11 protein-coding genes are annotated in these 14,359 nt (G+C 41.3%); 8 read left to right on the forward strand and 3 right to left on the reverse strand.

Annotation, left to right across the window (positions count from 1 at the left end; translation table 11 throughout):
• Positions 1-44: 44 nt before the first annotated feature.
• Complete coding sequence (gene dnaN, locus QL919_RS03485; RefSeq protein ID WP_290188204.1) at positions 45-1,220, reverse strand: DNA polymerase III subunit beta; 1,176 nt, start codon at positions 1,218-1,220, stop codon at positions 45-47.
• Between the two features lie 264 nt (positions 1,221-1,484).
• Complete coding sequence (gene dnaA, locus QL919_RS03490) at positions 1,485-2,930, reverse strand: chromosomal replication initiator protein DnaA (protein ID WP_290188205.1); 1,446 nt, start codon at positions 2,928-2,930, stop codon at positions 1,485-1,487.
• Positions 2,931-3,550: 620 nt separating this feature from the next.
• Between dnaA and rpmH the strand changes: the two genes are divergently transcribed.
• From rpmH to QL919_RS03530, 8 genes are all read left to right on the forward strand, one after another.
• A complete protein-coding gene (gene rpmH / locus QL919_RS03495; protein ID WP_007394757.1) occupies positions 3,551-3,685 on the forward strand; it encodes a 50S ribosomal protein L34 in 135 nt (44 codons plus the stop codon).
• A 202-nt stretch (positions 3,686-3,887) separates the two neighbouring features.
• Positions 3,888-4,259: a ribonuclease P protein component gene (gene rnpA, locus QL919_RS03500; RefSeq protein ID WP_290188206.1), complete on the forward strand. Its 372-nt coding sequence runs from the start codon at positions 3,888-3,890 to the stop codon at positions 4,257-4,259.
• Between the two features lies 1 nt (position 4,260).
• Positions 4,261-4,635, forward strand: coding sequence for a membrane protein insertion efficiency factor YidD (gene yidD / locus QL919_RS03505; RefSeq protein ID WP_290188207.1), 375 nt, complete (start codon positions 4,261-4,263; stop codon positions 4,633-4,635).
• 216 nt (positions 4,636-4,851) lie between these two features.
• On the forward strand, positions 4,852-6,534 hold the full coding sequence (gene yidC, locus QL919_RS03510) for a membrane protein insertase YidC (protein WP_290188208.1): 1,683 nt from the start codon (positions 4,852-4,854) through the stop codon (positions 6,532-6,534).
• A 255-nt stretch (positions 6,535-6,789) separates the two neighbouring features.
• Positions 6,790-8,226 (forward strand): tRNA uridine-5-carboxymethylaminomethyl(34) synthesis GTPase MnmE, encoded by a 1,437-nt coding sequence (mnmE, locus tag QL919_RS03515; protein ID WP_290188292.1) that lies wholly within the window; start codon positions 6,790-6,792, stop codon positions 8,224-8,226.
• 96 nt (positions 8,227-8,322) lie between these two features.
• Positions 8,323-8,781, forward strand: coding sequence for a transcriptional regulator NrdR (gene nrdR / locus QL919_RS03520; protein ID WP_290188209.1), 459 nt, complete (start codon positions 8,323-8,325; stop codon positions 8,779-8,781).
• Positions 8,782-8,968: 187 nt separating this feature from the next.
• The gene (ribD, locus tag QL919_RS03525; protein WP_290188210.1) at positions 8,969-10,024 is read left to right on the forward strand and encodes a bifunctional diaminohydroxyphosphoribosylaminopyrimidine deaminase/5-amino-6-(5-phosphoribosylamino)uracil reductase RibD; all 1,056 of its coding nucleotides are present in this window, start codon (positions 8,969-8,971) and stop codon (positions 10,022-10,024) included.
• Between the two features lie 442 nt (positions 10,025-10,466).
• Complete coding sequence (locus QL919_RS03530; protein WP_290188211.1) at positions 10,467-11,141, forward strand: riboflavin synthase; 675 nt, start codon at positions 10,467-10,469, stop codon at positions 11,139-11,141.
• 179 nt (positions 11,142-11,320) lie between these two features.
• Here QL919_RS03530 and QL919_RS03535 read toward each other — a convergent pair whose 3' ends face one another.
• A complete protein-coding gene (locus QL919_RS03535; RefSeq protein ID WP_290188212.1) occupies positions 11,321-14,215 on the reverse strand; it encodes a hybrid sensor histidine kinase/response regulator in 2,895 nt (964 codons plus the stop codon).
• Positions 14,216-14,359: the final 144 nt, after the last annotated feature.

A 14,359-nucleotide genomic window follows, 5' to 3' on the forward strand; every position in this document is an offset into this window, starting at 1 on the left:
AAATAGCTAGGAAAATAAAGTCGATAAACTTATATTTATAGAACCTATATGCGCATTGGCATGATGACATATTGATGAAAGTCATCATTAAGCTGATTGACCAAGACAGAGGTATTTGATTGGCTCATATGCATTTGTAAATCACCCTGAATCACACCCAATACATCTTGTAAGTAAGCCGCGTTAAATGACAGCTCCATAGGCTCACCCTGATACTTCGCTTGAATCATCTCGACTGCTTCATCTTGTTCAGCGTTATTGGCACGGACTTCCACCATGCCGTCACTGGCAAAGTTGAACACGACGCCACGAGACTTTTCATTACTCAAAATCGCTACGCGGCGTAGTACATCAGTCATCTTTTCTTGATTAAACAAGGCAAGCTTATCCGTGTTACTTGGCATAACGCGGCGATAATCAGGGAACTTTCCATCAATCAGACGGGCAGTAAACGTCACCATCAAATCATCACTCACCTGCCCTGTACTGTCCACATCACCAAACGGTAGGCTAACTTGCAAAAACTCACGGCCAAAACTAAGTGTGACTGGATTGTCTTTGTCACCAAGCATCTTACCTAACTCAGTGGCCAGACGCTCAAGCTCAATAACTGCTTTACGCGGCAAAATAGCCTGCATATTTAAGTCGCTACTAACGTCGATAACACTACGCGCTAACGCCAATCTATGCCCATCGGTCGCTACGGTCGTCAACTGTTGCTGTGAAACATCAAACAGCATACCTGTTAGATAATATCGTACGTCTTGGATAGCCATCGCAAACTGAGTCTTATGAATCAAATCAGTAAGACGGCTTCTACTGATGACTAAAGGTGTAATGTTTTCAGGATTACCCAAGCTTGGATAGTCCTCACTAGGCAGCGTCCCTAAAGTAAAACGGCTCTTGCCACTAGTCAGCAAGCAACGCTCATTTTCTTGAGTTGTCAGATTGACTTGTGCTTGCGCTGGTAGTGATTTACAGATGTCTTTTAATTTGGTTGCTGGTAAAGTGGTTGTTCCTGCTTCAACACAAGCACCAACAGGCAATTTCAATGTCGACGTCAGCTCCACCTCTAGATCAGAGGCCGTTAGAATAAGCGCTGAATCGGAAAGCTGCAGCTTGATATTACCCAAAATAACCATGTTATGGCGCTTATCAGCTGCTTTAGCGATCAAATTAATAGCTTTTAGTAACGACTCTCGATTAATCGATAATTGCATGCTTAGTTACTCTTATTTGAATGATAATTTTTGTATAAATTTAAAATATAGTTGATTCGGTTTAACACAAGTACAAGATAACCGAGTGCAGCTGAATATGAATATTTCAAGCTGGGTCAACGCTGTAGCTCTATTTATAGTGAATTGCTATATTTGCTTAATAATACATTGTCTACTGACTATAATCCATTAGCCATCTGTGCTTATACTTTGCAATATTATAAACCATATCAATTGTCTAAAACATACAAAGATAAAGAGACTCTAACCCGCTTGTAGCATCAGCGCTAGCGTCTTGTAGTCTTTATCAAATGCTGGATCTGCAGCTCTTAGCTCATTAACCTTATCACAAGCATGCATTACAGTCGTGTGATCACGCCCACCAAATGACTGGCCAATTTCAGGAAAACTATCACCTGTCAGCTCACGTGATAATGCCATTGCTATCTGGCGCGGCCTAGCAATGCTCCGTGTACGCTTACGTCCCATAATATCTTTGACAGTGACATCATAGTATTCGGCGACTATCTTACGGATATTGTCCATATTGACCGCCTGTACACGCATCGCGACGATGTCTTTTAGCGCGTATTGCACCATCTCTAGAGTAATCTGCGCACCGGTTAAATTAGCATTCGCAAATACTTGGTTTAAAGCGCCTTCTAAACGTCTTACATTAGAAACGACATTTTGAGCAATGAATAATGCACACTCTTTAGGCAACGTCATGCCATACGATAATGCTTTTTTCTGTAAAATTTGCACACGAGTATCAATCTCAGGAGGATCAACCGCAACGGTTAGACCCCATGAGAAGCGCGATCTAAAGCGCTCATCAAACTCTGTCATTTGTGATGGATGACGATCTGACGCCAAGATCAATTGTTTATCACCACTGGTAAAATCTGCAAACAACGTCAAAAACTCATTACTACTTTTGGTCTTTCCTGCTAATACATGAATATCATCTACAATTAATAAATCTACTTTTTTAATTTTTTTCTTAAAATCTTCTATTTTATTATTTCTTAATGAATAAACTAATTGATTAATAAACTTTTCGGAAGTGAAATAATAAAAACTTTGATTATTTTTTAAATAGCGATGTGCTACAGAATGCATTAAATGCGTTTTTCCCAAACCAGAAGGTCCGTATATAAACAAAGGATTGTGCCGATTTTTTGATTGGCGTTTCCCAAGCTCATAACAGGCCTTATAAGCCAAATTATTAGACTTACCAGTAACGAAACTTTCAAAAGTAAAATCAGGGTTTAAGTAACTTAATGACTTAGCATCAGCAGAGTCAACCAATTCTTGATGACGCGTATTGGCATCAATATCTGCTCGAGCAATATTATTATGTGTGGTTTGAAAGTCATAATCTGCAGGGGGAGGGGAGGGCTTCTCTTCTACAAATAATGATCCAGATTGCGACTGATTATTATCTTCTGGCTCACGCCCAGCATTGTCAACGCGTACGATAACATCTTCGATACTGCCTTGGCTGTGCTTATTGACCAACTGTTGAATGTCTTGCAAATGATTTTTTTTGATGTAGGTTACAAAATAATCGTTAGGAGCAAGAATAATCAAGCTACTGGCTTCTTGATGAGCGGATAACGGTCTTAACCACATAGTGAATACGTTATCTTTAACGTGATAACGCAAGTCGTTTAGGCATTTATCCCAAATAGTTGCTGTGTCTATCATGAAAAACACTAACCTCATAATCCAAAATAATAAAAATTCTTATCGTTAGAATCAGTAAATCCTTACCATAGAGCCACTGCTTATTCATCAAAGGCCTTATGACAACATTACTTAAAAAAGCACTTAAAAAACCCATATCAGGTAGGGGTCTAATCTAACATAAACGCCTGTGGATAACACCCTGTTTTTTGTGGATAAGACTGTGGATAGTTTTGTGGATAAACACAGTAACCAAGTTATCCATATTTGACCCACAGGTTATCCACAGCCTTACCCATAGTGTAATATATTGATAAATAAAGAGTAATGATAGTTAACCACAGATAATATGGCTCCCAATAACAACAATACTTAAATAATATTAATAGTTAGTTATTATAGAGTTTGAAGAAAACTGTGGATAACTTTTTAAATCAGCTGTCAAATATGATATCTTCAGCAACTGGACTTAGGTTAAAACAAATCGTTTTATTGACGGGATACAACTAAAAAATATACTTTCTCTGTGATAAAATTTACCCATACAAATACAGGCTAAATTAGTTTATTGACCAAGATACTATGCAATGGTATAATCCTCCGTTATTACGAATTTAGTCCATTATTTTGATAGGTGAGTTATGAAACGTACATTCCAACCAAGCGTGATCAAGCGTAAACGTACTCACGGTTTCCGTGCTCGTATGGCAACTAAAAAAGGCCGTCAGGTCTTAGCTCGTCGCCGCGCTAAAGGACGTCATCGCCTTACTGTATAATCAGTAGATTGCGATAAGCATGGCTTATAGTGCTTGTTGTGTCTCTATTATTTATAGATTGCGATAGTCAATCATCACAACTGACACTTAGCCATATATTAAAAGCGCCCACATCGGCGCTTTTTTTGTCTCTATAGTTTGTTATTATCATCTTTTAATATCATTTCTACTATTATTACTTGCTCTTATACTAGGCCGTACTATGTCCAATACTGTTTCAGAGACCCCTAATGCTCGCTTCACAAAGGAGCAGCGCTTGCTTACGCCTGCAGCCTTCCGTGAGGTGTTTGATGCACCTGAGCGTAAGCTTCATCAAGGACATTTGATGGCATTCGTGCGCTCCAATGCTCACAACCAAGCGCGAGTGGGTATGGCTATTACTAAACGCAAAGTGCCTACCGCTGTTATGCGAAATTTAATCAAGCGTCAAATACGGGAGCAGTTCCGTGTTAAAGCCAATGTTTTAGAAAATAAAGATATTGTTTTTATTGTTAAAAAATCAATTAAAGATTTAAACAGTAAAGAGTTAAAAAATGAAATAATTAATATATTTAAAAAAATAGAAAAAAAATAAAATGAATTTATTATTAATTAATATAAATAAATTTTTTTATAATTTTTTTTATAAGGTTATTATTTTTTATCAAAGAATAATAAGTCCTATAATGCCTGCTCGTTGTCGGTATTATCCGACATGTTCAAATTATGGTAAACACGCTTTAGCATGGCATGGTGTTTGGTCTGGTAGTTGGCTTTTATTAAAACGTATTGGAAGTTGTCATCCTTTGGGCGGACATGGCATTGATTTTGTGCCTTTACCTTTAGCCTCTTATTCTTATCAGTACTTACCTCCTATAGCGCTAGTTACCTTTAAGTCTCAAGGATTGTATGTTTATAGAGATACTAAGAGTTATGTGTTTCGTCTCAATCATATGATGAAATTGATATAAAATTCATTGTCGACTGATATTATGTGGATATCTATATAGTTACCCACAAGTTATCCACACTCTCGGTATCATTTAGAGTGGTTTTTTAGTAAAATGATGCACATTTTATGTGATTGACTGCTGATATTGCTGCGAAAGAAGCAGGTCAATATTGTGTGGTGGTCATGATACATGCCTGATTTTTCATTCCCTAATTTTTTAATCTAGGAAAGGTTTATGCAAAAGATATTTCGGGTGATGATCATCATTGCGATGCTAATCACCGCTTATCTGCTGATTTTGGCATGGCGAGATGATTATGCCGATACGCCAGCTGTAGATACGGTGCCAGGAACTACCACTTCTGTAGGTGCTGACATTCCTTCTACGACTGGTGCCGCAGGTGATATTCCGGTACAGACACTACCTGTTGCTACAGGGGCTGTTACTGACACGCCTGTCAAAGATGCAGGCTTAATCACGGTCACCACCGATCGCTATGATATAAAAATCAATCCAGAAGGCGGCGATATCGTTTATGCTGCACTCAAGCAGTATGATGCGACACTTGATAGCGATAACCCTTTCGTATTGTTAGAAAACAATAGTAATCGTGTGTATGTGGCTCAGTCTGGCTTAATTGGTCAAGATGGTATCGATACCGCAGAAGGTCGTGCCACTTATAGTCATACTGCCAATAATTATGTAATGGAAGCAGGGCAGCAAACCTTGTCAGTACCGCTCACTTATAAAAAAGATGGCGTGACCATTACCAAAACCTTTACTTTCACTCAAGATAAATACCCGATTGATATCAGCTATCAAATCCAAAACGCTTCTGCTAATGCTTGGCAAGGTCAGATGTTTGCGCAGCTAAAGCGTGATGATAGCAAAGACCCTGGTATGTCTGATAAGGGTGCGCTAAGTATGGCCACTTATTTAGGTGGTGCTTGGGGTACACCTGATGATCCTTATAATAAGCTAAAGTTTGGTAAGTTTAGTGATGGTGAATTGACCACAACCAGTGATAAAGGCTGGGTTGGTATTGTGCAGCATTATTTTGTATCTGCATGGACACCTGAGAACTTCACAGGTAAGTTCTTTAGTCGTGAAACTGGTAGTGATTATTTCATCGGTTTTAACAGTCAGCCTGTCAATGTTGCACCAAACAAGCAAGTGACGTTGAATGCGACATTGTATGCTGGACCAAAAGTTCAGTCTGAGCTGAAAGAAGTCGCTGAGGGTTTGAATCAGACCGTCGACTATGGCTTGCTATGGCCAATATCTAAAATCTTATTTGCGATTCTAGATGGAATTCACAAAATTATCGGCAACTGGGGTTGGTCAATTATTGTCCTAACCATCTTGGTTAAGTTTGCTTTGATGTGGTTCTCCAATAAGAGCTACTACTCAATGGCGAAAATGCGTGCTATCGCACCAAGACTAGCGGCGCTGAAAGAAGAGCACGGCGACGATCGCATGAAGATGTCGCAAGAGATGATGGCGATTTATAAAGAAGAGAAAGTCAACCCAATGGCGGGTTGTCTGCCTATTTTGTTGCAGATGCCGATTTTCTTAGCGTTATATTGGGTATTGGTTGAAAGTGTTGAGCTACGTCATGCGCCATGGATATTATGGATTCAGGATTTATCAGCGATGGATCCTTGGTTTATTTTACCGCTGCTGATGGGTGCTTCTATGTTTGTACAACAGCAGCTAAACCCGCAGCCAGCTGATCCAATGCAAGCGAAAGTCATGAAGTTCTTACCGATTATCTTTACGGCTTTCATGTTGTTCTTCCCAGCAGGTCTGGTATTGTACTGGACAGTGAACAACTTATTCAGTATGACGCATCAATATATTGTGAATAAAAAGGTAGAAGAAGAGCAAAAAAAACGTACTGTTAAGGTACTTGATTGATAGCTAATCAATTCAACTACACAATAAGAACCATCGCGTAAGCGGTGGTTTTTTTATACCTAATATCCTTATATCGTCTGCAATGACTATCTGTACTTAACATGAATAAACAGGCTGAACAGAGGTCAAAATAAGGCTCAAAAGATACTTAGAACAGACTAAGATAATGCTATCTAAAGTTTGTTTTGTCAGTCTGCCTTCAGCCGTCTATAATGGAGCTTTTAGCTATTGAGAGTAACTGTGGATTCCTTAGAGATGGCGTTAGCCGTACCTGATTCATCTGAAAAGCCTAACTCATCTGGATTGGCCACGATTGCCGCCATTGCCACACCGCTTGGGCGTGGTGGCGTCGGTGTCATACGGCTGTCAGGTGCGCGTGCTTACGATATTGCCTGTACGCTAACGGGTAAGTCTACTTTTACACCGCGAATGGCCAGTTTTTGCCGTTTTTATCAGGCGGATGGCACGGTGATTGATGAAGGGTTAGTGTTATATTTTAAAGGTCCGTATTCATTCACAGGCGAAGATGTGATTGAGCTGCAAGGGCATGGTGGCATGATTTTGCAAAATCAGTTGCTAGCTCGAGTGTTTGAATTGGGTGCAAAACAAGCCAGTGCGGGGGAGTTCTCTTATCGTGCCTTTGATAATGATAAGTTAGATCTGGTGCAAGCAGAGGCTATTGCTGATGCTATCGATGCAACCAGTGCCGCTGCTGCTAGTAGTGCTATCCGCTCTCTCAGTGGTGAGTTTTCACAAAAGATTAACCAGCTATTAGAGCAACTTATTCATCTGCGTTTGCACGTTGAAGCTGCCATTGATTTCCCTGATGAAGAGGACGTTGATTTCTTATCTGACGGCGTCATACAAGACAAGCTTGAGCAAACGCAAGATAAGATACAGCAAGTACTGGCGACCGCAAAACAAGGTCAGCTCTTACGTGATGGTATCCATGTGGTGTTAGCGGGCAGACCAAATGCAGGCAAATCGAGCTTACTTAATCGTCTGGCAGGACAAGAGCGGGCTATCGTTACTGACGTAGCAGGTACCACTCGCGATACGCTACAAGAGACTGTGGTGCTTAATGGTCTAACACTTCATCTCACCGATACGGCAGGTCTGCGTGATACAGAGGATACCGTAGAGCGTATAGGAATTGAGCGTGCACGTACTGCTATTACTCAGGCTGACATGTTGCTGATGGTCTATGATGTGACCTGTGATCTTGAAGAAGAAAGCACCCCGCTACAGCTTGCAGAGCAGCTATTTGGTGAGCTGCCCGAAGCCAAACGCTTATTAATAATCGCTAATAAAAGCGACTTATTAAATGATGATGACGATGAGAAAATAACTTCTGCTTCGCAAGCCGAGATAAAAGACCGAGGCTACGAACAAGTCAATGTTTCATGTGAAACAGGTGCTGGTATCGATACGTTGGTTGAAGCATTGTGTGCTAAGGTAGGTTTTCATCCACCAGAAAACAGCCTTATTGCCCGTACACGGCACTTAGATGCGCTTAGGCGCACAGCTGACTATTTAGCAGAGGCGCATGAGCAGCTAACCGTCTTTCAAGCGGGAGAGTTAGTCGCTGAAAGCTTACGTCAAGCTCAGCATAGTTTGGGTGAAATCACTGGTGAGTTCAGTGCTGATGACCTATTGGGCAAGATATTTGGCAGTTTCTGTATTGGTAAATGATTAGCAAGCTGCTGTGTCTATTTTCGATTGCCTGATAAAAAGCTTAAACTTATCAACAAAGGCTCTTGCTCTTAATATTAAAACAAGGAAAATACTATGCACTGCCCGTACTGTAACGCGTCAGATACCAAAGTTATTGACTCGCGTCTTGCTGCGGAAGGTGCGCAAGTGCGTCGTCGCCGTTCCTGTAATAGTTGCCAAGAGCGGTTTACTACCTTTGAGATGGTAGAAGTGGTGATGCCAAGAATCATCAAGTCTAGCGGCAAAATTGAGCCTTACGATAATGAAAAACTGCGTCGCTCTATTTTGTTACCTTTACAAAAGCGCCCTATCACGATTGACGAGCAAGAGGCGATGATTAGTCGCATTGAGAAGCGTGTCAGACAGATGGGAGAGCGAGAGATTAGCAGTAAAGTCTTGGGCGAAATTATCATGAGTGAGCTCAAAGCCTTAGACGATGTCGCTTATGTACGCTTTGCCAGTGTCTATCGTGACTTTCAAGATATCGATGCTTTCCATCAAGAGATTGCCAATATCCGTCCTAATGAAAAATAAGCTATAGTCGATACCGAATAAAATCGATATGTTGTAACGTGATGCGCAACTGTTATAAATTTTTCTTGCTTGCTGTGTCTACGCTGACAGAGGCTGCAAAAAATTTATACCAGTCTCGCTGTATCGTTTTTATAGCGAATTTACTATAACTTGCTTCAATTTTCTCCTATAAATTAAGTCTACCTCTATGTCGATTCCAAACCACGCTCAAGATGCACAAGACCGCTACTTTATGATGCTCGCTATTGAGCAGGCTAAGCAAGGGTTATATACCACTAGGCCTAATCCAGCCGTAGGCTGTGTCATCGTTCAAACAGAGACGATAGTCGGTCAAGGGTTTCATCCCAAAGCTGGTGAGCCACATGCGGAAGTATTTGCGCTCAAAGATGCTGGTGCGCAGGCAATAGGAGCAACCGCTTATGTGACTTTAGAGCCTTGTAGTCATACAGGGCGTACGCCACCATGCGCTTTGGGTCTTATTAAGGCTGGTGTAAAACGTGTCGTGATTGCCGGTCTTGATCCTAATCCACAAGTTGCTGGACGCGGTGTGAGACTTTTAGAGCAGGCCGGCATTGCAGTCACGGTTGGTGTACTGACAGAACAAGCAGAGGCATTGAACCGTGGATTTTTAAAGGCGATGCGTACCCAAATGCCTTATGTACGTCTCAAAATCGCCACTAGCTTTGACGGTCGTACAGCGATGGCGTCTGGGGAGTCGAAATGGATTACTTCGACAGCGGCTCGTGAGGATGTACAAAAGCTACGTGCGCAAAGTGGTGCAATCATTACCGGTAGTGAGACCATTATTGCTGACAATCCACAGCTTAACGTGCGCTCCACTCAATTAGGTGTGCCAGCTGAGCAAGTTCCGGCTCCTCAGGTTGTAGTGCTCGATAGACGTCAGCGTTTGGAGCACAGTTTACAATCTGATTATCAGTTATGTCGTCGTCCAGATACGCTTTATTGGCGCGAAGATGACTTAACGGCATTACTCAAAAATTTAGTCAGTGAGCATCAATGCTATGACGTATTGGTAGAAGCGGGTGCTAGCGTCGCTGGAAGCTTCTTAAGCCAACAATTGGTAGATGAACTGATTGTGTATCAAGCACCTTGTTTATTAGGTGCACAAGCGCGACCGATGGTTGAGTTCAACCCCCTGTCTTTAGCTCAGCAGCTGCGTTTTGATATTCATAGCCATGAAACACTAAGTCCTGACCTTAAACTGACATTACACCCCCTCTAACTTGTTATTTATAAAGGGCTTATCCACATTTTGTGCTAATTATGAACTAAGTGTGTATAAGTAGCTGGTTATATACAAGGTTTCACATGAAACTGTGTATAACTTTGTTTCACATGAAACAGTAGGTATATGTTGTTTGTCAGGATTGGTAAATAAGTTTATATAAATCAACAGCTTATTTTTACTTCTTGTTTTAAGCACATCGTTCTTTAAAATTTGCTAACTTGTGGATAACTTGGTTAAGACCAAGGTTTTCGTAACCTAAGGGTTGATTTGCTACTACTTATCCACAATTTATCCCAGAGTAGGATTAAAAACAGCTCAAATTGCATAAGGTATCTGATGCAAAAACCACCAATAAATAAAGATATTTTAAAATAACAAACTCTAAAATAAAGAGACGTTGCTTATTAAGGCAATGTCATAGTCGAATGAGGTTCATATGTTTACAGGAATTATAGAGAGCGTTGGTTATGTGAAAGCCATGCAGCCGGTTGGTGGTGATATTCGCCTAGTTATTGAGTCTAATGAGTTGGATTTTAGTGATGTAAAGCTAGGCGATTCAATTGCTTCCAATGGTATCTGTTTGACTGTCGTAGAGTTTGGGTTTAACTACTATGCAGTTGATGTTTCACGTGAGACAATCGCTCGAACCGCCCTTGAAGAGTTAAAAATAGGTCATGTGGTTAATTTAGAAAAAGCGATGCTACCAACCACGCGCTTTGGTGGGCACATTGTCGCCGGTCACGTTGATGGAGTGGGGGTAGTCAGTAAGCTGCAACAAGATGCGCGCTCTATCTACATTGAGATTGAAGTACCGCAAGAGCTGGCGCATTATACAGCGACCAAAGGTTCTATCACGGTTGACGGTATTAGCCTGACGACCAATCTTGTGCGTGACAATATCGTATCTTTAAATATCATTCCGCATACCGCGCAAGTGACCAATATCGCTAAGCACTGGTTGGTTGGCAGCAAAGTTAATATCGAAGTCGATATCGTTGCACGCTACTTAGAGCGGCTATTGAATAAATCACAGACTGGTACTATGAATGCGCCCAATCCGAAAAGCCAGATTACCGAGGCTTTTTTAGCAGAGAATGGCTTTATGAAATAACTGTTAAGTCAGGCAGTTGTGATATAGAGCAGTTGAAACATTAAGCCGTTGTGAAACAAAAACAGCCACAGTCAGTGGCTGTTTCTATGAGTAGTGATATGTTTGGTAGCATTATCATATACAAACATATCAAGCAGGTTATACAGAACTTTTTACAGAACTCTTTTTGCAGAGCTTTGCTAACTTTCTATGAGGCTCTGTAAAACTGCTGCAAGCTCTTTTTTATCGATAGGTTTGGATAAAAAACTATCCATGCCGACTTGCATACAAGCAGCACGATCTTCGTCTGAGCTGTTTGCCGTCAGTGCCACGATAGGAATATCATCACCTTGCGCTCGGATAGCCTGAGTGGCTTGCAACCCATCCATGACTGGCATACGGCAGTCCATCAAAATAAGCGAGATGTCTTGACGTTGAGTGTTCAGTGTTTCAAGCGCTTGCTGTCCATCCTCTGCAACGATACTACGGTAACCGAGCCTGCTTAATATTTTGCAGGCTATTTTTTGATTGGTAGGACTGTCTTCTACTACTAAAATCAATGGTGAGAAATGCTCATCCTTATCCAGCTCTGCAACGACTTTGCTAGCATCTTCTTTAGAAGGACTACTTTGTAATTGAGGCTGCGATGGCAGGTGAGTTAATGCCTGCCTCACTGGCAAGGTTAAACGCATCAGCTCGGAAAGTAGCAGTGAGCTGTCTAGTGGTTTGACCAAAAAGCCATCGCACTGATCTAGCAGTGAAGAGGGAGTACGGCGTTCAGGCTTCATGCTAAATAGTATCTTGGGTAGAGAGTTGTTAGACAGCAAGCTGTTTAGCGCTTGTCGTCTATCAATACTTTTAACTATCTGATTGTTCTCACTCGCACTATCACTGGCAAGCGTTTGAACGGAGATCGCCGGTACTGGTTTGCGCTGTTCGTCACTCTTATCTGATGACCAGTTTTCACGCGCTATAATAGTGCTGGTATCGTAGTATTCATAATCTAACAATAGTACTGGTGCCAGTGTATGTATATCCTGTGCCAGTTGTTCAGTTAATTGCTGAATGGTGACCAAATCCACACACGTATAAATCGTTGCCGGTATAGACAGATGCTTGCACAAGTGTCTTAAATGCGCGGCAACCAATGTTTCGTTCACAACCGCAATAAGGTGAATGTGAGTTAAATACTGATTGGGATGGTATACCGGCTGGTAATTTGGCTGACGACAAGGCAGATAAAGATTAAACACACTGCCTTTATCAAGCGTGCTTTTCATTTCAATAAAACCACCCAATAACCGCGCAAAGCTATTAACGTTATTTAAACCCAACCCAGCTTCAACCGTATTTTGCTGCACATTATTATTGTTTTTATTTTTGGTTTGGTTGTTTTTATTAAAGTATGTCAGCAATTGGTGCTGCTTGGCGATATCGATACCCATACCTGAATCTTGTATGCTAAAACGTATCCAGTAGTGCGCCTGATCTGCTTTAATATCTTCATTGACAGGGAGTAAGCTACCTTTGGCTATTTGTATTAGTTGCTCAGGACGGATAGCATCAACAATCAACGCCACGTGACCAGATGTCGTGAATTTAACGGCATTGTGCAATAAGTTAAGTAGGATTTGACGAAGACGAGTTTTATCGGTATCGATACAGCGAGGACATTCTGGGTCAAAGAAGTAAACCAACTCAAGCCCTTGTTGGCGTACCTTGTCTATTATTAACTCATTAACTTCTTGACTGAGCTTATAGATGTCAACAGGCTCTATGCTGAGGCGAGTTTGTCTGACCTCGATGTCTCCTATATCCAGCACTTCATTGAGAGTCGTTAGCATAGAGTGGCTGGTTTCAATCAAGGATTCTAAAATATCATTTTGATCTTCAGTCAGCGTTTCAGGGTCGATCGGTTCGAGAATGTCAATCAAAGTCTCTAAGGGTAGGCGCAGCTTGTACCCCATCACTGCTCTAAGTTCGTTAAAGTCATCAAGTTTTTGTTGTAGTTGCTGATTATTTAACTGCAGTTGTTCGGTTTGAACAGCAAGCTCATTGATGTTGTTTAACAGCACGGTAAAACCATGAACTTGTCCATGTACACCGAACCACGGAGTGACATGCAGCTGATAAGTTTGCTTGTTTTCTAATCCATAGACTATCAAAGTGCGAGTAACACGAAAATTCGACAGTTTTTGTAGCAATGTCTGCGTGGCCTCATCTTTGCCAGCGACAAAGTCAGTCAGTTGGTCATCTGTGTCGCTTTGTGAGGCAGTGATGAACGTCTGCTCAAAGCGTGTATTAAAAAAGCTGATTTGACCGTGGCGCATAATCATCAGCATGGGCAGGGGCGACTCATCAATCAGACGCTCAAGTCGGTGTTTTAATGTTTTGATACGTCGATAGTCATTCGTCAGCTGATAGTGAACACGACCAAGTGCATGACCAAGGCGTAAAAACTCTGTAGTCGCTTTATCGTCCATAAAAGGCGGCGGTATATAAGCCTCATTTGCGCTGTCATTCAAACTTTCGGTATAGCGTAGTAATTGCTCCCAATTGGTTCGGCGCTTTAGCATATATAGTAGCGCTGAGATAAAAAATAGAATTGCTATCATTAATGGTAGCCAATACTGATAAGACACCCAATTAATACCGAGCGGCTTATGACGCAGTATGAGGTAAATATGGTGACCACTTTCTAGCCTGATAGTGCCCGTCAGGTTGCGAGTGTTTAAGGTATAGGCACTATCATTGTTAGATGAGGATCTAACAGTAGGGAAGGTGATGGTAGTAAATGGGTGTTCATTAGGCCTGGTATACCGATGAATATAAGTCTGCCCAGATGGCATCATAAAAATGAGCTGATAACTGACACCATCAAGCGCTGGCTGCGCTAAAATAGTTTTTATCTCACGGTTTATAGGTGCGGCGTGTTCTGTGAACTCATGTTTTAATGAATAAAAAGTCTCAATACTATGTTGTTCATTGTGCTTTTTCATGCCATTAAACAGTGTGAAATAATACAGCGCTAGCATGACTACTAAAGTCATCGCATAAAAGAACATTAAACGCTGTAAGGACTGGAACTGTTGCATGAAAGCGTGGTCCTATATCGGCACTCGGCTCGATAACATATAATTAGGTTAAGTAGAGTAGGTTACAGGGTTAAATCTAACAAGCTGGCGTTCATACTAATGTAAACTATAGTGGCACAATAAAACGCTCCTATCATGGCTAGA

This window comes from Psychrobacter sp. APC 3426, from assembly GCF_030408035.1.
GTDB lineage: Bacteria > Pseudomonadota > Gammaproteobacteria > Pseudomonadales > Moraxellaceae > Psychrobacter.

Excerpts from the sequence above, each read along its gene's own strand:
- dnaN (WP_290188204.1), bottom strand. The coding sequence starts at position 1,220 with ATGCAATTATCGATTAATCGAGAGTCGTTACTAAAAGCTATTAATTTG.
- dnaA (WP_290188205.1), bottom strand. The coding sequence starts at position 2,930 with ATGATAGACACAGCAACTATTTGGGATAAATGCCTAAACGACTTGCGT.
- rpmH (WP_007394757.1), top strand. The coding sequence starts at position 3,551 with ATGAAACGTACATTCCAACCAAGCGTGATCAAGCGTAAACGTACTCAC.
- rnpA (WP_290188206.1), top strand. The coding sequence starts at position 3,888 with ATGTCCAATACTGTTTCAGAGACCCCTAATGCTCGCTTCACAAAGGAG.
- yidD (WP_290188207.1), top strand. The coding sequence starts at position 4,261 with ATGAATTTATTATTAATTAATATAAATAAATTTTTTTATAATTTTTTT.
- yidC (WP_290188208.1), top strand. The coding sequence starts at position 4,852 with ATGCAAAAGATATTTCGGGTGATGATCATCATTGCGATGCTAATCACC.
- mnmE (WP_290188292.1), top strand. The coding sequence starts at position 6,790 with ATGGCGTTAGCCGTACCTGATTCATCTGAAAAGCCTAACTCATCTGGA.
- nrdR (WP_290188209.1), top strand. The coding sequence starts at position 8,323 with ATGCACTGCCCGTACTGTAACGCGTCAGATACCAAAGTTATTGACTCG.
- ribD (WP_290188210.1), top strand. The coding sequence starts at position 8,969 with ATGTCGATTCCAAACCACGCTCAAGATGCACAAGACCGCTACTTTATG.
- QL919_RS03530 (WP_290188211.1), top strand. The coding sequence starts at position 10,467 with ATGTTTACAGGAATTATAGAGAGCGTTGGTTATGTGAAAGCCATGCAG.
- QL919_RS03535 (WP_290188212.1), bottom strand. The coding sequence starts at position 14,215 with ATGCAACAGTTCCAGTCCTTACAGCGTTTAATGTTCTTTTATGCGATG.